This is a genomic window from Thioalkalivibrio sp. XN8, from assembly GCF_011058255.1.
Taxonomy (GTDB): domain Bacteria; phylum Pseudomonadota; class Gammaproteobacteria; order Steroidobacterales; family XN24; genus XN24.
Genome location: NZ_JAALFH010000033.1, coordinates 63655 through 81204 on the forward strand (window position 1 = coordinate 63655; position 17550 = coordinate 81204).

At 70.5% G+C, this 17550-nt stretch carries 19 protein-coding genes; 9 read left to right on the top strand and 10 right to left on the bottom strand.

Annotated features, from left to right (window positions below; all coding sequences use genetic code 11):
* Positions 1 to 5 precede the first annotated feature (5 nt).
* On the bottom strand, positions 6 to 725 hold the full coding sequence (locus tag G6N75_RS03685) for a histidine phosphatase family protein (protein ID WP_165346720.1): 720 nt from the start codon (positions 723 to 725) through the stop codon (positions 6 to 8).
* 92 nt (positions 726 to 817) lie between these two features.
* Here G6N75_RS03685 and G6N75_RS03690 point away from each other — a divergent pair, with 92 nt between their 5' ends.
* The 4 genes from G6N75_RS03690 to G6N75_RS03705 are packed head-to-tail and all read left to right on the top strand — an operon-like array spanning position 818 to position 4038.
* Positions 818 to 1642, top strand: a complete 825-nt coding sequence (locus G6N75_RS03690; RefSeq protein WP_165346721.1) for an SDR family oxidoreductase — start codon at positions 818 to 820, stop codon at positions 1640 to 1642.
* Complete coding sequence (locus tag G6N75_RS03695; RefSeq protein ID WP_165346722.1) at positions 1639 to 2709, top strand: saccharopine dehydrogenase NADP-binding domain-containing protein; 1071 nt, start codon at positions 1639 to 1641, stop codon at positions 2707 to 2709. Before G6N75_RS03690 ends, G6N75_RS03695 begins: the two co-directional genes overlap by 4 nt.
* Positions 2699 to 3694: an alpha/beta fold hydrolase gene (locus G6N75_RS03700; protein WP_165346723.1), complete on the top strand. Its 996-nt coding sequence runs from the start codon at positions 2699 to 2701 to the stop codon at positions 3692 to 3694. The genes G6N75_RS03695 and G6N75_RS03700 overlap by 11 nt, the downstream gene beginning before the upstream one ends.
* Positions 3691 to 4038, top strand: coding sequence for a DoxX family protein (locus G6N75_RS03705; RefSeq protein WP_165346724.1), 348 nt, complete (start codon positions 3691 to 3693; stop codon positions 4036 to 4038). Before G6N75_RS03700 ends, G6N75_RS03705 begins: the two co-directional genes overlap by 4 nt.
* A gap of 100 nt (positions 4039 to 4138) precedes the next feature.
* Here G6N75_RS03705 and G6N75_RS03710 read toward each other — a convergent pair whose 3' ends face one another.
* The 3 genes from G6N75_RS03710 to G6N75_RS03720 are packed head-to-tail and all read right to left on the bottom strand — an operon-like array spanning position 4139 to position 7416.
* A complete protein-coding gene (locus G6N75_RS03710) occupies positions 4139 to 5956 on the bottom strand; it encodes an ABC transporter transmembrane domain-containing protein (RefSeq protein ID WP_165346725.1) in 1818 nt (605 codons plus the stop codon).
* Positions 5957 to 5969: 13 nt separating this feature from the next.
* On the bottom strand, positions 5970 to 6713 hold the full coding sequence (locus G6N75_RS03715) for a glycerophosphodiester phosphodiesterase family protein (protein ID WP_165346726.1): 744 nt from the start codon (positions 6711 to 6713) through the stop codon (positions 5970 to 5972).
* Positions 6714 to 6744: 31 nt separating this feature from the next.
* Positions 6745 to 7416 carry an SDR family oxidoreductase gene (locus G6N75_RS03720; protein WP_165346727.1) on the bottom strand — a complete coding sequence of 224 codons (672 nt, stop codon included), beginning with the start codon at positions 7414 to 7416 and terminating at the stop codon, positions 6745 to 6747.
* A gap of 73 nt (positions 7417 to 7489) precedes the next feature.
* On the opposite strand from G6N75_RS03720, the gene G6N75_RS03725 reads away from it, so the two are divergent.
* Positions 7490 to 8014, top strand: a complete 525-nt coding sequence (locus G6N75_RS03725; protein WP_165346728.1) for a hypothetical protein — start codon at positions 7490 to 7492, stop codon at positions 8012 to 8014.
* A gap of 33 nt (positions 8015 to 8047) precedes the next feature.
* Positions 8048 to 8545, top strand: coding sequence for a DUF2505 domain-containing protein (locus tag G6N75_RS03730; RefSeq protein WP_165346729.1), 498 nt, complete (start codon positions 8048 to 8050; stop codon positions 8543 to 8545).
* A gap of 3 nt (positions 8546 to 8548) precedes the next feature.
* Here G6N75_RS03730 and G6N75_RS03735 read toward each other — a convergent pair whose 3' ends face one another.
* A complete protein-coding gene (locus G6N75_RS03735) occupies positions 8549 to 9565 on the bottom strand; it encodes a DUF2333 family protein (protein WP_165346730.1) in 1017 nt (338 codons plus the stop codon).
* Between the two features lie 29 nt (positions 9566 to 9594).
* Positions 9595 to 10587 carry a glutathione S-transferase family protein gene (locus tag G6N75_RS03740; RefSeq protein ID WP_165346731.1) on the bottom strand — a complete coding sequence of 331 codons (993 nt, stop codon included), beginning with the start codon at positions 10585 to 10587 and terminating at the stop codon, positions 9595 to 9597.
* A 63-nt stretch (positions 10588 to 10650) separates the two neighbouring features.
* Between G6N75_RS03740 and G6N75_RS03745 the strand changes: the two genes are divergently transcribed.
* On the top strand, positions 10651 to 11007 hold the full coding sequence (locus tag G6N75_RS03745; RefSeq protein WP_165346732.1) for a carboxymuconolactone decarboxylase family protein: 357 nt from the start codon (positions 10651 to 10653) through the stop codon (positions 11005 to 11007).
* An 8-nt stretch (positions 11008 to 11015) separates the two neighbouring features.
* Here G6N75_RS03745 and G6N75_RS03750 read toward each other — a convergent pair whose 3' ends face one another.
* The gene (locus G6N75_RS03750; RefSeq protein WP_165346733.1) at positions 11016 to 12197 is read right to left on the bottom strand and encodes an EAL domain-containing response regulator; all 1182 of its coding nucleotides are present in this window, start codon (positions 12195 to 12197) and stop codon (positions 11016 to 11018) included.
* Between the two features lie 130 nt (positions 12198 to 12327).
* Here G6N75_RS03750 and gshA point away from each other — a divergent pair, with 130 nt between their 5' ends.
* Positions 12328 to 13905, top strand: a complete 1578-nt coding sequence (gshA, locus tag G6N75_RS03755; protein ID WP_165346734.1) for a glutamate--cysteine ligase — start codon at positions 12328 to 12330, stop codon at positions 13903 to 13905.
* Positions 13906 to 14859 (top strand): calcium/sodium antiporter, encoded by a 954-nt coding sequence (locus G6N75_RS03760; RefSeq protein WP_165346735.1) that lies wholly within the window; start codon positions 13906 to 13908, stop codon positions 14857 to 14859.
* On the opposite strand, the gene G6N75_RS03765 is transcribed toward G6N75_RS03760, so the two are convergent.
* Genes G6N75_RS03765 through G6N75_RS03775 form a run of 3 tightly spaced genes read right to left on the bottom strand, consistent with a single transcriptional unit; the run spans position 14856 to position 17514 of the window.
* On the bottom strand, positions 14856 to 15842 hold the full coding sequence (locus G6N75_RS03765; protein ID WP_165346736.1) for an isoaspartyl peptidase/L-asparaginase: 987 nt from the start codon (positions 15840 to 15842) through the stop codon (positions 14856 to 14858). The genes G6N75_RS03760 and G6N75_RS03765 overlap by 4 nt on opposite strands.
* The gene (locus G6N75_RS03770; protein WP_165346737.1) at positions 15839 to 16732 is read right to left on the bottom strand and encodes a protein phosphatase 2C domain-containing protein; all 894 of its coding nucleotides are present in this window, start codon (positions 16730 to 16732) and stop codon (positions 15839 to 15841) included. Before G6N75_RS03770 ends, G6N75_RS03765 begins: the two co-directional genes overlap by 4 nt.
* A complete protein-coding gene (locus G6N75_RS03775; protein ID WP_165346739.1) occupies positions 16729 to 17514 on the bottom strand; it encodes a serine/threonine-protein kinase in 786 nt (261 codons plus the stop codon). The genes G6N75_RS03770 and G6N75_RS03775 overlap by 4 nt, the downstream gene beginning before the upstream one ends.
* Between the last annotated feature and the right edge of the window lie 36 nt (positions 17515 to 17550).

Here is a 17550-nt window from a genome sequence, read left to right on the forward strand (position 1 = left end):
GGCGGTTACCTGAAAGTGACCAGTTCGCGGCCGCCCGCGAGCTCGAGATGCGACACGTTGTTGAAGCCGAGCAGCAGCGCTTCGTCGTGGCGCTGGGAGCGCCCGTAGTAGAGCTGCGTGATGGAGGCATTGTAAATGCTCCAGTTCATCGTCAGCGTCCGCTTGTTGGAGAGGCCGAGCACGGCGCGGAGCATGGCCGAGATGGCGCCGCCGGAGGTGACGATGGCGACCTGCGCCTTGGGTCCGTGGGCCGTGATGACGTCGTTCAGGCCCTGGCTGACGCGGTGGCAGAAGTCGCGCCAGTCCTCCAGGCTCTCGTGCTCGTGCGGCTGGTTGTCCATCCACGCCTTCAGCATGAAGCGGAAGGCGAACTCGAACAGCTTGGGGTCGGTCACCACGTCGGCGCGGGTCAGGCCCCGCGGCTCGCCGACCCGCTCCATGAACAGCGGCAGGTAGGCCTGGATCACGGCCACGTGGTCGTACTCGTTGAAGGCCACGTGCTCGTCGCTGCGCGGCGCGCGCTTGCCGAGGGCGGCGAGAATCGCCGCGCTGGTGTCGCGCTGGCGTTGCAGGCTCCCGCTCAGCACCGCGTCGAGCCGCAACCGGCTGCGGTTGAGGTGCTCGCCGACCACGCCGGCCTGGCGCCGGCCCAGCTCGGAAAGCACGTCGTATTCCCTCTTGCCGAAGGAGGCCTGGCCGTGACGAATCAGGTGAATTATCGCCATAGAGAGGCTTGGAGCTCCGCGCGGATTCAACAAGGCTCGCGCTCTGGTGCATTATGTGCCATTTGGCGGGCAGCGACACGGGCCGGACGCACATGAAACGAGAACGAATCGTCATTACGGGGGGCGGCAGCGGCCTGGGACGCGCCCTGGCACTGGAATATGCGCGAGCCGGCTGGCGGGTTGCGGTCCTGGATCGCAACCGCGACGCCGCCGAGCGGGTGGCGACGGAGGTGGAGGCCGCCGGCGGGAAGTCCCTCGCGCTGGCCTGCGACGTCACCGAACCGGATTCGGTGAGCCAGGCCGCCACGGCGATCGGGCGGGGCTGGCACGGCCTCGACGTGCTGGTGAATAACGCGGGCATTGCCGGCGCCGGCATCGTCGCGGACACGCCGGAGGAGGACTGGCGCCGCATCATGGAGGTCAATTTCTTCGGCGTGGTGACCACTACCCGGGCTTTCCTGCCGGCCATGCTCCGCGCCCGTGCCGGCCACGTGGTGAACATCGCCTCGGCCGCCGGCTTCGTCTCGGCGCCGGGCATGGCGGCCTACAACGCCTCGAAGGCCGCCGTGATCTCGCTCTCGGAGTCCATGCGGGTCGAGCTTTCGCCGCACCGGATCGGGGTGACCGTGGCCTGTCCGTCCTTCTTCCGCACCAACCTGCTGGACGAGTTCAGCGGCAGCGAGGGCGCGCGCCAGTTCGCGCTGAAGCTCATGGAGAAGTCCCCGCTGACTGCCGAGGACGTGGCGCGCTTCATCCGCCGCGGCGTCAAGAAGAAGGAATTCATGCTGGTGCCCCACGCCGAGGCGCGCCGGCTCCTGCTGCTCAAGCGTTTCGCCCCCGACCTGTTCTTCACCGCGGTGAAGACCGGGGCGAAGAAGTTTCTCGAGGCCCAGCCCGGACAGGGGAAGACGTCATGAACAAGCCCTGGATGATCTATGGCGCCAACGGGTACACCGGCGAGCTCATGGCGCGCGAAGCCGTGCGCCGCGGCCATGCCCCGGTGCTGGCCGGGCGCAGCGAGGCGAAGATCGCGCCGCTGGCGCGCGAGCTCGGGCTGGACCACCGCTGTTTCAGCCTGGACGCGCCGGCGGCGGTGGACGCGGGGCTGGCCGGGATCGCGCTGGTGATCCACTGCGCGGGCCCGTTTTCCGCCACCGCGCGCCCGATGATGGAGGCCTGCATTCGCAACGGCACGCACTACCTCGACATCACCGGCGAGATCCAGGTGTTCGAGCTGGCGCACCAGCTCGACGAGCGCGCCAGGATGGCCGGCGTGCTGCTGTGCCCCGGCGTCGGCTTCGACGTCGTGCCCACGGACTGCCTGGCCGCCGCGCTGAAGGAGGCGCTGCCGGAGGCGCGCCGGCTCGCGCTCGGCTTCGACTCGCGGGGCGGGATGAGCCCGGGCACGGCGCGCACCTCGGTGGAGGGCCTCGCCAAGGGGGGCCGCATCCGGCGCGAGGGCCGGCTGGTGCCGGTGCCGCTGGCCTGGCGCACGCGGCGGGTCGATTTCGGGGACGGCGAGAAGCTCGCCATGACCATCCCCTGGGGCGACGTGGCCACCGCCTGGTATTCCACCGGCATTCCCGACATCGAGGTCTACCTGCCGGCGTCGCCGAAGCTGGTGAAGCGGCTGCGCCGGCTGAACTGGTTCCGGCTGCTGCTGGGCCTGGGCCCGGTGCAGTCCTGGCTCAAGGGCAAGGTCGACAAGAGTGTCCATGGGCCGGGCGCCGAGGAGCGCGCCCGCACGCCCACCTTCGTCTGGGGCGAGGCCAGCGACGGCCGGGGGCAGACGGTGACCGGGCGCGTGCGGGTGGCCAACGGCTACGAGGTCACCATCCATGCCGCGCTCGGCATCGCGGAGCGGGTCCTGGAGATGCGCCGGGCCGTCGGCCATCTCACCCCGTCCCAGCTGGTGGGGCGGGATTTCGTCGAGCTGTTGCCCGGCTCCTCGTCGATCCGGATCGAGGAGCAGGGTGCCGACTGACCGCGAGCCCGCCTTCTCACCGACCGGGCTGATCGCCAACCCGCACGTCCAGTCCATCCTGGTGAGCTCACCGTTGCGGCGCGTGCTGCTGCGCCGCCGTGCCGCGCCGCTGCTCGCCGCCAGCCGGACCCTGTTGCTGGACTGCGGCGAGGGCGTCCGGCTGCACGCCTGGCATGCCCCCGCTGCCGGCGCGCCCCGTGGCCTGGCGGTCCTGATCCACGGCTGGGAAGGCACGGGCGACTCGTCCTACCTGCTGTCGTCATCCATGCGACTGTACGCTGCCGGCTGGACGGTCATCCGCCTGCATCTCCGGGACCACGGTCCGAGCCATCACCTCAACGAGGAACTGTTCCACTCCAATCGCATCCGCGAGGTGGTGGCCGCAGTGGCGCGGCTCGCCGAGCTGTTCCCGGAGACGGCCATGTGCCTCGGCGGCTTCTCGCTGGGCGGCAACTTCGCGCTGCGGGTGGCGGCGCGCGCCGACGCCAACGGCATCCCGCTGGCGCGGGTGATGGCGGTCTGCCCGGTGCTGGATCCCGTCAGCACGCTCGACGCCATGGAGCGCGGCCCGCGTGTGTATGAACGCTATTTCATGATGAAGTGGCGGCGTTCGCTGCAGCTCAAGGCCCGGCTGTTCCCCGGGCGCTTCCACTTCGGCAACCTGCGGCGCTTTCGCGGCCTGCGCGACATGACCGACTTCTTCGTGCAGGACTACAGCGAGTTTCCCGACCTGGCCACCTACCTCAGCGGCTACGCCATCGTCGGCGAGGCCCTTGCCACGGTCACCGCGCCGACACTGCTGGTCGCCTCGGGGGACGACCCCGTCATTCCGGCCCGGGACCTGCCGCGCCTTGCCCGCCCCGAGCCCTTGCGCGTGCTGGCCACGGCGCGGGGCGGCCACTGCGGTTTCCTGCCCTCCGCCTTTGGCGACAGCTGGATCGACGAGTTGATGCTGGACTGGTTCGAGAACGGGGGGCGGGCATGAAACGCCTGCCGCTGCTGCAGCTCACGATCATCCTGGCAGCCTCGATCTTTGCCGCGCGCGCTGTGCTCCGCCTGGCCAGGTTCGAGTTCCATGTGTTGCATTTCGCCGTCCTCGGCTGGCCGGCGTGGGCGGTGTGGGCGATCTCGGCAGCCGAGCTGGCCGGGGCGCTGCTGCTGTTGCGGCGGGCGACGTTCCCGGTCGGCGCCGCGCTGCTCGGCCTCGTGGCGGGCGCCTTCGTGTTCGCCTACCTGCGGGCAGGCGCCCCGCTGGAGGCGCTCGGTCCCGGCGGGCTGCTCCTCGCGCTGGCGGGCCTCGCCCTGCTGCGGCGGCCGCACCGCCGCTGATTCCCTGACCGCGGCCCGCGCCATTGCAGGGTCCCCTTCACTTGAAAAAGGCAGATGCCGCTCAGGGGACCCTGCAATGCCCCGGGCCGCGGCCAGGTGTTCAGGCGGCGTCCGTGCCCTCGGCGAACTGGAGTCGCGCCAGCCGCGCATAGAGCCCGCCCTGCTGCACGAGTTCCTGGTGCGTGCCGGTCGCGACCAGCTTGCCCTGCTCGAGCACCACGATCCGGTCGGCCTTCAGCACGGTGGCGAGGCGGTGGGCGATGACGATGGTGGTGCGATGCTCCATCAGCCGGTCGAGCGCGGCCTGGACCTGGCGCTCGCTCTCCGCATCCAGGGCGCTGGTGGCTTCGTCCAACAGCAGCAGGGGCGGGTTCTTGAGGATCGCCCGGGCGATGGCGATGCGCTGGCGCTGGCCGCCGGACAGCCGCACCCCGCGTTCGCCGAGGTAGGTGTCGTAACCCTGGGGCAGGTCCGCGATGAACTCGTGCGCCAGCGCCGCGCGGGCCGCGGCCTCCACCTCGGCGTCGCCGGCCTCGGGGCGGCCGTAGCGGATGTTCTCGCGGGCGTCGGTGGAGAAGATCACCGTCTCCTGCGGCACCATGGCCATGGCGCCGCGCAGCTCGGCCAGGCTGAGACTGGCGATATCGACGCCGTCCAGGGTGATCCGGCCGGACTGCGGATCGTAGAAGCGCAGCAGCAGCTGGAAGACGGTGGTCTTGCCGGCCCCGGAGGGGCCGACCAGCGCCACGGTGCGGCCGGCCGGCACGGCGAACGATACGTCGTCCAGCGCCCTGCGGTCGGGACGCGCCGGATAGCAGAAGCTGAGCCCCTCGACGCGCACTTCGCCGCGGGCGGGCCGGGCCGGCGGCAGCGGCGCCACGGGATCGCGGATCTCGGGCGTGGTCTGGAGCAGCTCCATGATGCGCTCCATGGCGCCGGCGGCGCGCTGCACTTCGCCCCAGACCTCGGCCAGCGCCGCGAAGGAGCCGGCCACCAGCACGGCGTAGAGCACGAACTGGCCGAGCTGGCCGGCGGTCATGTTGCCGGCGAGCACGGCCTTGGCGCCGAACCACAGCACCAGCACGATGGCGCCGAATACGAACAGGATCACCACCGCCGTCAGCAATGCCCGCGCGCGGGTGCGCGCCAGGGCGGCGACGAAGGATTCCTCGACGGCGCTGCGGAAACGGGCCGCCTCCCAGGTCTCGCGCACGTAGGCCTGCACGATACGCATGGCGGTCAGGATCTCCTCCGCCAGCGCGCTGGTGTCGGCGACGCGGTCCTGGTTGCGCCGCGACAGGACGCGGACCTTGCGGCCGAACAGGATCATCGGCAGCAGCATGACGGGGACCAGCACCACGATCAGGCCGGTGAGCTTGGGGCTGGTGACGGCCAGCATCACCAGGCCGCCGGCCAGCAGCAGCACGTTGCGCAGGGCGATGGAGGCGCTGGAGCCGACCACGGTCTGCAGGATGGTGGTGTCGGTGGTGAGGCGCGAGAGCACTTCGCCGGCGCGCGTGGTCTCGTAGAAGGACTGGCTCAGGCGCAGGATGTGGCTGAACACCGCCTCGCGCACGTCTGCGACGACGCGCTCGCCGAGCCAGCTGACGAAGTAGTAGCGCAGCGAAGTCGCGGTCGCCAGCAGCGCGGCGATGGCGAACAGCGCCAGGAAATACTGGTCCACCTGGGCGGCGTTCTCGGCCGAGAAGCCCTGGTCGATCATGAAGCGCACCGCCACCGGGAGGCTGAGCGTGGCGCCCGCGGCCAGCAGCAGCGCGAACAGCGCGGCCAGCAGCATCCCGCGATAGGGCCGCAGGAACGGGGCGAGCGCCCGCAGCGGCCGCAGCTTGCGGCTCCGCGCTCGCTCGCCGCCGTCGGTGACAGTCTCGCTGCCGTCGGGATTGCGTCGGGTGGCCATGATGGGCGGCGGATTATACGGCTTCGCGCGCCAGCGCGGCGGCCAGCGCCGTATAGCGCATGGTCTCGAGCCAGCGCGCGCCGCGCCCGATCAGCCGGCGCGCGGTGATTTCATCGGCCACCTCGTACAGCACCCAGTCCCAAGGCCCCCGGGGTAACGGCCCCGGCGGCAGCCGCTCGTGGTTGCAGAACAGCCAGCGCGCGGGCAGGCCGCGCGCCTGGGCGGCGATCGCCTCGTCGAAGCCTCGCACTACCCAGCCGAGCGGCTCGTTGCCAGTGCGGGCCGCCAGCTCCAGGACACCGTAATCGTAGGAGATCAGGGCCCATTGCCCGGGCGCTCCCGCGAGGGCCTTGCGGCAGGCCGCCAGCACCGGCTCGCGCCCGAAGTGGGCAAGGCTCTCGTGCTTGAGCTCGACAAAGGCGCGCAGCGCCGGCCGCTCGCGCAGCCAGGCGGCGAAGGCGGCGAGGGTCGGAATGCGCGCCGCGGGAAACCGGTCCCCGAGGCGCGCCGGCTCGCCCACGGCGATCCCGCCGAGCGCCGCGGCCTCGAGCTCGAAAATGCCGTCGGCCCGGCCGGCGACCCGCTCCAGGTCGGCATCGTGCAGCAGCACCGGGACCCCGTCGGCGGTCAGCTGCACGTCGATCTCGACCCATGGGGCGCCGGCGGACGCCGCGGAATCCAGTGCCGGCAGGGTGTTCTCCGGCCACTCGGCGGCATGGCCGCGGTGGGCCACCAGGACGACGGGTCCCGTCACCATGCCGAGTCCGGGCCTGGGCGCGCGGCGGCGGTCACCAGGGCAGTTCCTGCCCCTTGGCGTGCCAGAAGCTGCCCGTGTTCTCCAGGTTCAGCTCGTCCATGCGCGCGATCAGCCCGGCCGCGGCATCCATCGGCTCGACATCGCCGCCGCCATCGGTCATCCCGGTGCGGACGTAGCCGGGATGCAGCAGCGCTACGGCGATGCCGCGCTCCTTGAGGTCCATGGCCAGCGAACGGCCGGCGGCATTCACGGCCGCCTTGCTCATGCGATAGCCGTAGTAGCCGCCGGAGTCGTTGTCGCCCATCGAGCCCATCCGGCTGGTGACAATGCCGACTCGCGAGCCCGACTGCAGGTTGCCCAGCAGCGCCTGGGTCACGAGCAGGGGGCCGACCGAGTTGACGCGGAACTGCAGGTAGACGTCGTCGAGCGCCTCGTCCTGCAGGCCACCGAGCGTGTCACGCCGGAGCACGCCGGCGTTATTGATGATCCAGTCGAGCGGCTGGCCCTCGAGCTCCTCCGCCAGGCGCCGGATCGAGGCGGGGTCGCCCACGTCGACGCCGGTGACGACGCGCGCGCCCAGTGCCTCGAGCTCGTCCGAGTCATGACGGCAGGCGGCGATGACCTGGTCCCCGCGCTCCACCAGCTGCCGGCACAGGGCCAGGCCGATGCCGCGGTTGGCGCCGGTGACGAGACATACAGACATGGGATTCTCCTCGCGATGCATTGAACGGGCTCCAAGTATAGGCAGCCGGCGGCCGGGCCGATAAAGTAAGACCATGCCGGCGTTCCGTGTCCTGTTGCTTCTCGCGTGCTGCGGCCTGGCCGCCTGCGCCGCGCCGCGCGCGCCCCAGGGCCTCGTCATGCCGGCGCCGCAGGAAGCGCAAGCCGCGAACCTGCTGGCCGGCTACCTGCTCGGCCGGGGCTGGCAGGTGCATGTCACCGACGAGACGCTGGTAACGGCAGAACGCGGTCCGGAGCGCCTGCAGCTCGAGCCCTTGCTGGATCCGGCCGGGCTGGACCGGGTCATGGTCTGGCGCAGCTGGCCCGCAGCGCCCGGCGCCGACGCGGCGGCGCTCGAGGACTTCGCGCTGGAACTCAACCAGGTGCTCAATGTCGGCCAGTTCCAGGCCGGCTCCGGCGACCTGCGCCTGCTGTCTTCGCTGGCGTTCCTCGACGCGCTCGACCCGCAATTGCTGGAGGCTTTCCTGGAGTTCACGGCCCAGGTGCGGCTGGCGGTCGAGCAGGTGGAGGGGGAACGCAACCTGCTCGCGCCCGTTGAGGGTGGCGGCTCGAGCCGCTAATCTGGCCACCCTCATCACCACGGAGCGGCTCCCATGAGCGTCACCGTCCGCGCCCGCCACCAGTACGACCACCCGCTGGCCACGGTCTGGGCCGCCTTCAGCGACCCCGGGTTCTACCAGGCCAAGTTCGAGGGCATTGGTCACCGCGCGGTGGAAGTCGTCTCGGCCGAGCAGCAGGGCGAGGACTTCCGTATCGAGATCAGCCGGGAGGTCCCGATCGAGGTGCCGCGGGTGTTGCGCGGGCTGCTCGGCGAGTGGAACACGCTGCTCCAGTCGGAGCACTGGCAGCCGGCCGGCAAGAACGCCTACCGCAACGAGCTCACCATCGAGGCGCGCGGCGTGCCGGCCGTGATGACCGGGACCATGAAGCTCGCGGCCGCCGGCAAGGGCTGCGTGAACGAGGTAGCGATTACGGTGAAAGCTTCCGTGCCGCTGGTCGGCGGCAAGCTCGAGGCGCTGGTGTCCCGCGACACCGAGGCGACCCTCGCCGCCGAGTACGAATTCATCCGGGCCTACCTGGCCGGGGACTGAGCCTCAGCCGCCGGCGAGCAGCTCCCGCAGGTTGGTGATCGCCTGCGTGGCGCGCGACAGGTACGACGCCATCACCAGCGAGTGGTTGGCGAACATCCCGAAACCGCCGCCGTTCAGCACGATCGGGCTGCGCATCGGCGCCAGGCTGGCCTCGAGCTCGCGAATCACCTGGCGCAGGCTGACGGTCGCGTTCTTGTCCTCCAGCACGTGCCGGAAGTCGTACTCCACCGCGCGCAGGAAATGCAGCAGCGCCCAGGCCGTGCCGCGTGCCTCGAAGAACACGTCGTCGATCTCCAGCCAGGGCGTCTTCACCACCACGTTGTCGCCCTGGGGCCGGGCCGCGTCCGCGGACGGGTCGAGCGCCAGGTCGGTGTTGACACGCACCTGGCCGACGCTGGCGGACAGCCGCTGCGACAGGTTGCCGAGCCGCTTCTCGACCACCGCCAGCCACTCGCGCAGGTTGTCGGCGCGGGCATAGAAATTCGCCGCCGGCTCTCCGGCGCCGGTCAGTCGCGCCTCGAAATCCTCGAGGTAACTGATCGCTTCGCGGTAGCGCGACTCGGTCGAGGGCAGGATCCAGCTGTCGTTGTCGAAGTTGAAGTTGGGCTCCACTTCGGCCAGGGCCGGGTCTTCCACCGATTGTGTCTGGGAGCGCGTGAAATCGTTGCGCATGACCCGTGCCAGGTCGCGGACCTGCACCAGCACGCCAAACTCCCAGTTGGGGATGTTGTCCAGCCACAGGCCGGGCAGGGTGACGTCATTGGTCAGGTAGCCGCCCGGTTTCTCGAGCAGCGTGCTGGAGACCCGCAGCAGCGTGTGCGTGGTGGCGTAGCCCGTCATCGCCGGCTGGCCGCCCTGTTCCCAGTTCACCCAGAAAGTGTCGGGCTCGCGCGACCAGTACCAGCTGAGAATCAGCAGGAACACCAGCAGGATCCCCAGGGCCGCGCCCACGGCCCGGGCGACACCGCGCCGCGGCGCCGCCGGGCTGCGTACTCGGGACCACCATGACTTGATACTCATCAACTTTGCTCCAGTGCCTGCTTGGGCGTTCAGGGCGCCGCCGGCCCGCGGTCGTGCGGCGCGTCGAGATCGAGTTCCGGGCCGAGCGGCACGACGCCGGTCGGGTTGATCATGCGATGGCTGTAATAGTAGTGCCGCTTGATGTGACCGAGATGAACCGTCGGCGCCACACCCGGCACCTGGTACAACTGGCGGGTGTAGTGCGACAGCCGGGGATAGTCGCGGATGCGCCGCAGGTTGGCCTTGAAGTGGCCGACGTAGACCGGGTCGAAGCGGACCAGGGTCGTGAACAGGCGCCAGTCCGCCTCGGTCAGGCGGTCGCCGGCAAGGAAGCGTCGCTCGGCCAGCAGCCCGTCGAGCCAGTCGAGAGCCTCGAACAGCGCGCCGAAGGCTTCCTCGTAGGCGGCCTGGGTGGTGGCGAAGCCGCAGCGGTACACCCCGTTGTTGACGTTGGCGTAGACGTGCTCGTTGACCGCGTCGATCTCCTTGCGGAGCCCGGCCGGGTAGTAGTCGGCCGCCGCCGAGGTCCAGGCGTCGAAGGCGCTGTTCAGCATGCGGATGATGTCCGCCGACTCGTTGCTGACGATGGTGTTGCGCTCGCGGTCCCACAGCACCGGTACCGTCACGCGCCCCGTGTAGTCGGGCTTGGCGCGGGTGTAGACCTGGTGCAGGTAGTCGCTGCCGAACAGGGGGTCGCCGACGGTGAAGTCACCGGCCTCGCAGGCGCGGAACTCCCAGCCGTGCTCCAGCATGTCGGGATGCACGACCGAAACGCTGATTGCGTCCTGCAGGTTCTTGAGCGCCCGGAAGATCAGCGTCCGGTGGGCCCAGGGGCAGGCCAGCGAGACATAGAGGTGATAGCGGCCGGGCTCGGCCTTGAACCCGTCGCCGCCGCTCGGGCCGGCGCGCCCGTCCGCCGTGACCCAGTTGCGGAACACTGCCTCCGAGCGCACGAACTTGCCGCCCGTGGACTCGGTGTCGTACCACTCGTCCCGCCACTTGCCTTCGATCAGCCGACCCATGTCAATGCTTGCTCCCGGCGCAACCTTTAAGATGCGCCCATAGTCTTCACCAGGACCCCTATTATGACCGATGACACCTATGCCTCGATGCGCAAGCGCATCAACAAGGCCAACGCCGGCTTCCGCAAGGGCCAGCCGGACACCTTCAAGGGCTTCAACCTGATGCATGAGCAGGCCATGGCCGCGGGCGCGCTGGACCACAAGACCAAGGAGCTGGTCGCCGTGGCCCTGTCGGTCGCCTCGCGCTGTGATCCCTGCATCGCCTTCCACGTGCCCGCGGCCATGCGGCTCGGCGCCACCCGCGAGGAGATCATGGAAGTGCTGTCGGTGGCGGTGATGATGGGCGGCGGCCCGTCGCTGATGTACGCCGCGCACACCATGGAAGTGGTGGAGGAGGAGCTGGCGAAGGACCAGTCCTGAGCAGGCGGTCAGCCCGTGCCGCGGGTCGTGTTCCAGCGGCGGACCCAGTCGAGCACCTTGTCGCCCTCCATGGCGCGGGCGACGAAGTAGCCCTGGCCCTCGTCGCAGCCGAGGTCGGAGACCAGGTTCCACACCCGCAGGTTGTCGATGCCCTCGGCGACCACGCGCATCTGCAGCTCGTGGCCGAGGCGGATGTTCGACTGCAGGATGGCGGCGGCCTCGTCGTCCACCAGGGCGTTGCGCACGAAGCAGCGATCCAGCTTCAGCTCGCTGTAGGGCAGCTCGTTGAGCTGCGCCATGTTGGAGCGCCCGGTGCCGAAGTCGTCGATGGACAGCTCGAAGCCTTGCAGGCGCAGCCGGGTCAGGGTCTCGAGGGTGTCCACGCTGCTGTTGCCGTCCCAGTTCTCGGTGACCTCGAGGGTGATCTGGGACGGCTTCAGGCGGAAGGTATCGGCCCAGTGGACGAGCGTCTGCGGCAGCCGCTCGTCGCTCAGCAGCGAGGGCGAAATATTGACGGCGAGCTGCAGCGGCGCGCCGTTGGCGCGCCACCGGGCGGCCGCGGAGAACGCATGACAGACCAGCGCCTCGGTCAGGGCGAAGATGAGGCCCGATTCCTCCGCCACCCGGATGAATGTCGCCGGCGGCAGGGTGCCGCGCTCGGGATCATCGAGCCTGGCCAGCGCTTCCATGCCGACGGGCCGCAGCGTTTCGAGGTCGATCTTGGGCTGGAACCAGGGCTGGATCCGGCCGCGGTCCAGGCGGTCGGAAATCATCTCATGGCTCAGCTGCAGCCGCAGTGCCCTGGTGCCTTCGTCCTCGTCCGTGACCGGCAGCATCAGCAGGGCGCCGAAATCGGCCTCGCTGAAGGGATGTTGCAGTTGCCCCACCAGCCGCAGGCCGCGGGCGCGGGCCAGCCTGGACGCCGAGTTCAGCACCCGCACCGGGGCCAGCCCGGTCATGATCAGCCCCGCCTGGCAGGCGCGCTCGCTCAGGAACCGCACGCTGTCGACGCCGTCGCCCCGGTTGCCGGACAGGGACAAGGTGACGAAGCGCAGTTCCGGGTGCCACTGCTCGGCCAACGACGCGAAATCCGCGGCTGCCGCCGTGCGGTACCCGCGCCGACTGCAATAGTCGGCCAGGCGGCCGCACAGCTCGGCATCCGGCTCCATGATCAGGATTTCGGGCGTCATAGCGGATGGATATCAGGCGCCGGGCGTCCGGCCCATGACGCGGGTCACGCTTTGCCTCGAAAGCGCCTGACGATGCGTATAATCGCCAGTCCCACGGACCCGCGGCCCGGCTGCCGGGAGATTGAGACGCATGTTCGACCTCGCTGAGCGCCGGCTGTCGCGCCTCGCCCGCCTCGACGCCGACTGCCTGCGCGGCGGCGGTCGCGGCGTGGAAAAGGAGTCCCTGCGGGTTACGCCCGAGGGGCGCATCGCCCGGACGCCCCATCCCGCCGCGCTCGGCGCCGCCGTGGCGCATCCGTGGATCACCACCGACTATTCGGAAGCGCTGCTCGAGTTCGTCACGCCGCCGCTGGACACCAACTGGGCGACCCTGCAGTTCCTCTGTGACATCCACCAGTTCGTGTACCCGCGCCTGCCCGATAACGAGGCGCTCTGGCCCACCAGCATGCCCTGCGCGGTCGGGGGGGACGAAAGCGTGCCCGTGGCCGAGTACGGCAGCTCCAATGTCGGGCGGATGAAACACATTTACCGGCTCGGCCTCGGTTACCGCTATGGCCGCGTGATGCAGACCATTGCCGGCGTGCACTTCAATTACTCGTTGCCGGAGGCGTTCTGGTCCGCCCTGGGCGAGAGCGAGGGGCGCGACAGCGCCGACCGCAACTTCCGCGACGAGATGTACTTCGGCCTGCTGCGCAACTTCCGCCGCTACGGCTGGATCGTCATGTACCTGTTCGGCGCCTCGCCGGCCGTGTGCAAGTCCTTTCTCGGCGGGCGCGACCCCGGCCTGCCGTCCTTCGACCGCGCCACCTGGTACGGGCCGTACGCCACCTCGCTGCGCATGAGCGACCTCGGCTATCGCAACACCAACCAGGCCGGCATCCAGTTGTCGATGAACTCCCTGGAGGAATACATCGATGGCCTGGAGCACGCGATCCGCTCGCCCTGGCCGCCCTACGAGAAAATCGGCGTGGCGCCGGGCGGCCAGTGGCGCCAGCTGTCGACCAGCGCGCTGCAGATCGAGAACGAGTACTACGGCTACATCCGGCCCAAGCAGCCGATTCGCCCCGGTGAGCGGCCGACCCTGGCGCTGCGCCGTGCCGGCGTGGCGTACGCGGAGGTGCGGGCGCTGGACGTCAGTCCCTATGATCCCGCCGGCGTCAGCCAGAACGAGCTGCGCTTTCTCGAGGCCCTGCTGGTGTTCTGCATGCTGCACGACAGCCCGCCGCTCGGCGCGGAGGAGGTGGCGCAACTCGACGCCAACCACGCCCGGGTGGCGGTGAGCGGCCGGGACCCGGCCCTGGTGCTGGATATCGCCGGGCAGCACCGGCCGCTGGCGGCGTGGGGCCGGGAGCTGTGCCGGCAGCTGGCCCCGGTCTGCGAACTGCTGGACCGCGGCGACCCGGCCCGCTCCTACAGCGCCGCCCTCGAGCTGCAGGCGGACAAGGTGAAAGATCCGGGCCTGACGCCCTCGGCCAGGATCCTGGCGGAGATGCGGGAGGAGGGCGAGTCCTTCTTCGGCTTTGCCATGCGCATGTCCCGCCAGCACGCCGACTACTTCGCCGCCCTGCCGCCGATGTCAGCGGGGCGGCTGGCCGAGTTCGAGGCGGAGGCGGCACAGTCCCACGAGGCGCAGCGCGAGCTCGAGGATGCCCCGCCCGAACCGTTCGAGGACTACCTGGCCCGCTACTTCGCCGCCCCCGGATCCTAGATGTTCGTGAGTATCGGCTTCCTGCTGCTCGGCTTCCTGCTGCTTTACGGCGGCGGGGAGTGGCTGGTGCGCGGCGCGAGCAACCTGGCGCTGCGTTTCGGCATGAGTCCCTTCATGGTCGGCATGACCATCGTGGCTTTCGCCACCAGCGCGCCCGAGCTGGCAGTGAGCCTGCAGGCGGCGCTGGCCGGGGTGGACGACATCGCCGTCGGCAACGTGGTCGGGTCCAACATCGCCAATATCGGCCTGATTCTCGGAATCTGCGCCCTGTTGACGCCGACCGTGGTGCGCATGCGCCTGATCCGCATCGACCTGCCGTGGCTGATCGTCGTCTCGGGCCTGCTGACGGCCTTTCTCTACGACGGCGGGCTGACGCGCCTGGGCGGCGTGATCCTGCTTGCGGGGCTTGCGGCCTTCCTGTTCTGGAACGTCCGGGTCGGGCGCCCGGAGCAGGAAGAAGACGAGGTGAAGCGGGAGTTCGAGGGGATCGTCCGGCCGCGGGTGGGCGCCAGCGTCGACGTGCTGCTGATCCTGGCGGGGCTCATCGCCCTGGTGGGGGGCGGCGCCGCCTTCGTGCGCGGCGGGGTGGATCTCGCCGAGATTCTCGGGGTGCCTTCGGCCGTGATCGGCCTCACCGTCGTGGCCGTCGGCACCAGCCTGCCGGAACTCGCCACCAGCATCGTCGCCGCGCGCCGCGGTGACGCTGACATTGCCGTCGGCAATGTCGTCGGATCGAACTTCTTCAACATCCTCGCCATCCTCGGCATCACCGCGACCATCCAGCCGCTGGAACGCGGCGGCATCACCATGATCGATATGGGCGTAATGATGGCCTTCACCGTGGTCCTGCTGCCGCTGATCCTGGTGCGCAGGTGCATCGGCCGGCCGGAGGGCGCCGTGCTGCTGGCGGGCTATCTCGCCTATGTCACCTGGCTGGTGAGCAACGCGCTCTAGGGCCCTTCGCCGCCGAAGATCGCCACTTCGCGGCCGGCGGCATCGGCCCGGCCGCGGTACATGCCCTCGGTGCTGAACGACAGGCTGGCGCGCCCGGCGCGGTCGAGCACGATCACGCCGCCGAGCCCGCCCAGCGCCCGGATTTCCGCCAGCACGCCGGCCGCCGCCTCGTCGGGGGACTGGCCGGCCAGGGCGATGCGGGTACAGATGGCGTGGGCGGCCGCCGCGCGGATGAAGTACTCGCCGTCGCCGGTGGCGGAGACTGCGCAGCCCTCGTCGGCCCAGGTGCCGGCGCCGATTACCGGGACGTCACCCAGCCGGCCCCAGCGCTTCGCCGTGGTGCCGCCGGTCGAGGTCGCGGCCGCCAGCCCACCGGCGGCGTCCAGCGCCACCGCGCCTACGGTCCCGAAGCGGCCCTGGTCGGCCGCCGTCGGCAGTGCGCCCGTGAGCAGCGAGCGCTGCAGCTGTTCCCAGCGTTGCTCGGTCCGGAACCAGCTGGCGGGCTTCAGCTCCAGCCCCTGGTCGATGGCGAACTCGACGGCGCCGTCGCCGGCCAGGAACACGTGCGGGGAGTCCTCCATCACGCGCCGCGCCAGCAGCACCGGGTTGCGTACCCAGCGCACCCCGCCGACCGCCCCGGCCGCACGGCTTGCGCCATCCATGATCGAGGCGTCGAGTTCGTTGCGCCCCTCGGCGGTGAACACGGCGCCGCGGCCGGCGTTGAACAGCGGCGAGTCTTCCAGCGGCACGATGGCCGCAGTGACGGCGTCGAGCGCGCTGCCGCCTGCCGCCAGGACCTGCCAGCCGGCCACCAGGGCCTCGTCCAGCGCCGCCTCGTACTCGGCTCGCGCCGCGGCGGTCATGTCGGCCGCCCGCAGCGTGCCCGCGCCGCCGTGGATCAGCAGCAGGGGCTCCCGGGCGGGCAGCGGGAGGGCCAGGGCCAGCAACAGCAGGGCGGCGAGGACGAGGACGAGTCTGCTCATGTGTTCTCCGGTTCCAGCGTCAGCTGGCGGGGCGGCGGCAGGCGCCCTTCCACCGCCTTGCCGGGGCGGCGCCTGAAGGCCACCAGCGTGAGATCATCGGGTTTGCTCGGGTGCGCGCCGGGCGCCTCCTCGGGCGCGCCCTCCATGCGCGCCACGGCCGACTGTGCCAGCCTGCGCACCTGCCGGTCCAGCGGGCCGCAGCGCAGGAGGGCGGTGATCTCCTCCAGGCGCAAGTTGTCGACCAGGCCGTCGCTGCAGGCCAGCACCGTGTCCTGCGGCGCGAGGCGCACGGCGGAGCTGACTTCGATGCGCATGTCATGGCTGCCGAGGAAGTTCGACACCAGGTGGCGGTCCTCGTGGTGCAACGCTTCCTCCTGGTTCACCAGTCCGGCCTGCACGGCGAAGCCGACCGGGGAATGCGACAGGGTCCGCAGCTTGAGCCGCCCGCGCTGTCCCAGGACGATCACTTCCGAGTCGCCGACGTTGTAGGCGCGGATCCGCCCCGCGCACAGCTCGGCCACGACCAGGGTGGTGGCGCTGCCGTTGGCCTGCGCCAGGACCGCCGCGTTGGCCTGGGCGATGCCGTCGAGGATCGCGGCCTGCAGTGCCTGGCCGGCGGCGTACTCCCGTTCCACCACGGCGGCGAGGGTGTCGATCGCTCCGGCCGCGGCGGCCCCGCCGCCGGGCAGCCCGCCCATGCCGTCCGCGACGGCCAGCACGGCATGCTGTGCGTCGAGCGACAACACGAGCAACGCGTCCTCGCCGCGCTCCTTGCCGGCGCAGGGCCGCGCCCAGGCGACGGCGGCGCCGTCGGCGGCCCGCAACAGCTGCTCCACGGTGTCTTCCGCCTCGGCGAGGCGGAAGGAGGTTTCCGCGATGGCTGCCGTCACCGCCGCGCCGCGGGTTGGCGGATCCGTTCGAAGGCCGCCAGCAGCCGCATGCCGTCCCGGAACCGCCGGGACGGCTTGACCTCGATGGCGCGCCGGATCAGCGCGACCATGTCGGGGTGGAGTTTCTGGCGCAGGCGGGCGGCCCCGGGCGGGGGCCAGTCATAGGGCCAGCGGGGCAGGGTGCCGGCGAACATGCGATACAGCACCAGGCCGACCGAGAACACGTCCGAGGCGAGCACCGGGCGCCCCATGGCCTGCTCCGGCGCGACGTAGCCCACCGTGCCCGAGCCGGAAGCTTCCAGGACCCGGCCGCGGGCGAGCTTGGAAAAGCCGAAGTCGGCGAGCCGCAGCTGGTTGTCGGGAAAGATGATGAAATTGTCGGGCTTGATGTCGCAGTGGATGATTCGGTGCTCGTGGGCGTGGGCGACCCCGGCCAGGATCTGGCGGGTGAAATCCAGCGCCCTGGCCGTCGAGATGCGTTTCTGCAGGCGGGTGCCGAGGGTCTCCAGGCCAAGCGGCATCGAGATCACGAAGTAGCCGTCGATGAAGCAGGCGTTCTGGATTGGCAGGATGTTGGGATGGTCGAGCTTCGCCAGCAGCCGGACCTCCTTGCGGAAGTCCGCGAGAAAATAGTCGTCCATCATGCGGCGGTGCGGGATCTTCAGGGCGACCCGCAGGCCGTGGATGGTGTCGTAGGCCTGGTACACGGCCGCCAGCGGGCCGTCGGCCAGCCGTTTCTCGATCCGGTATTTGCCCAGTTTCTGCCGGGCCCTGAGCATCATCCTGCGACTCCCGCCGGGCGCGCTGCAAGCCCCGGA

Excerpts from the sequence above, each read along its gene's own strand:
- G6N75_RS03765 (WP_165346736.1), bottom strand. The coding sequence starts at position 15,842 with ATGAGCAGACTCGTCCTCGTCCTCGCCGCCCTGCTGTTGCTGGCCCTG.
- G6N75_RS03735 (WP_165346730.1), bottom strand. The coding sequence starts at position 9,565 with ATGAGTATCAAGTCATGGTGGTCCCGAGTACGCAGCCCGGCGGCGCCG.
- G6N75_RS03760 (WP_165346735.1), top strand. The coding sequence starts at position 13,906 with ATGTTCGTGAGTATCGGCTTCCTGCTGCTCGGCTTCCTGCTGCTTTAC.
- G6N75_RS03720 (WP_165346727.1), bottom strand. The coding sequence starts at position 7,416 with ATGTCTGTATGTCTCGTCACCGGCGCCAACCGCGGCATCGGCCTGGCC.
- G6N75_RS03695 (WP_165346722.1), top strand. The coding sequence starts at position 1,639 with ATGAACAAGCCCTGGATGATCTATGGCGCCAACGGGTACACCGGCGAG.
- G6N75_RS03775 (WP_165346739.1), bottom strand. The coding sequence starts at position 17,514 with ATGATGCTCAGGGCCCGGCAGAAACTGGGCAAATACCGGATCGAGAAA.
- G6N75_RS03705 (WP_165346724.1), top strand. The coding sequence starts at position 3,691 with ATGAAACGCCTGCCGCTGCTGCAGCTCACGATCATCCTGGCAGCCTCG.
- G6N75_RS03745 (WP_165346732.1), top strand. The coding sequence starts at position 10,651 with ATGACCGATGACACCTATGCCTCGATGCGCAAGCGCATCAACAAGGCC.
- G6N75_RS03725 (WP_165346728.1), top strand. The coding sequence starts at position 7,490 with ATGCCGGCGTTCCGTGTCCTGTTGCTTCTCGCGTGCTGCGGCCTGGCC.
- gshA (WP_165346734.1), top strand. The coding sequence starts at position 12,328 with ATGTTCGACCTCGCTGAGCGCCGGCTGTCGCGCCTCGCCCGCCTCGAC.
- G6N75_RS03715 (WP_165346726.1), bottom strand. The coding sequence starts at position 6,713 with ATGGTGACGGGACCCGTCGTCCTGGTGGCCCACCGCGGCCATGCCGCC.
- G6N75_RS03730 (WP_165346729.1), top strand. The coding sequence starts at position 8,048 with ATGAGCGTCACCGTCCGCGCCCGCCACCAGTACGACCACCCGCTGGCC.
- G6N75_RS03750 (WP_165346733.1), bottom strand. The coding sequence starts at position 12,197 with ATGACGCCCGAAATCCTGATCATGGAGCCGGATGCCGAGCTGTGCGGC.
- G6N75_RS03740 (WP_165346731.1), bottom strand. The coding sequence starts at position 10,587 with ATGGGTCGGCTGATCGAAGGCAAGTGGCGGGACGAGTGGTACGACACC.
- G6N75_RS03685 (WP_165346720.1), bottom strand. The coding sequence starts at position 725 with ATGGCGATAATTCACCTGATTCGTCACGGCCAGGCCTCCTTCGGCAAG.
- G6N75_RS03690 (WP_165346721.1), top strand. The coding sequence starts at position 818 with ATGAAACGAGAACGAATCGTCATTACGGGGGGCGGCAGCGGCCTGGGA.
- G6N75_RS03710 (WP_165346725.1), bottom strand. The coding sequence starts at position 5,956 with ATGGCCACCCGACGCAATCCCGACGGCAGCGAGACTGTCACCGACGGC.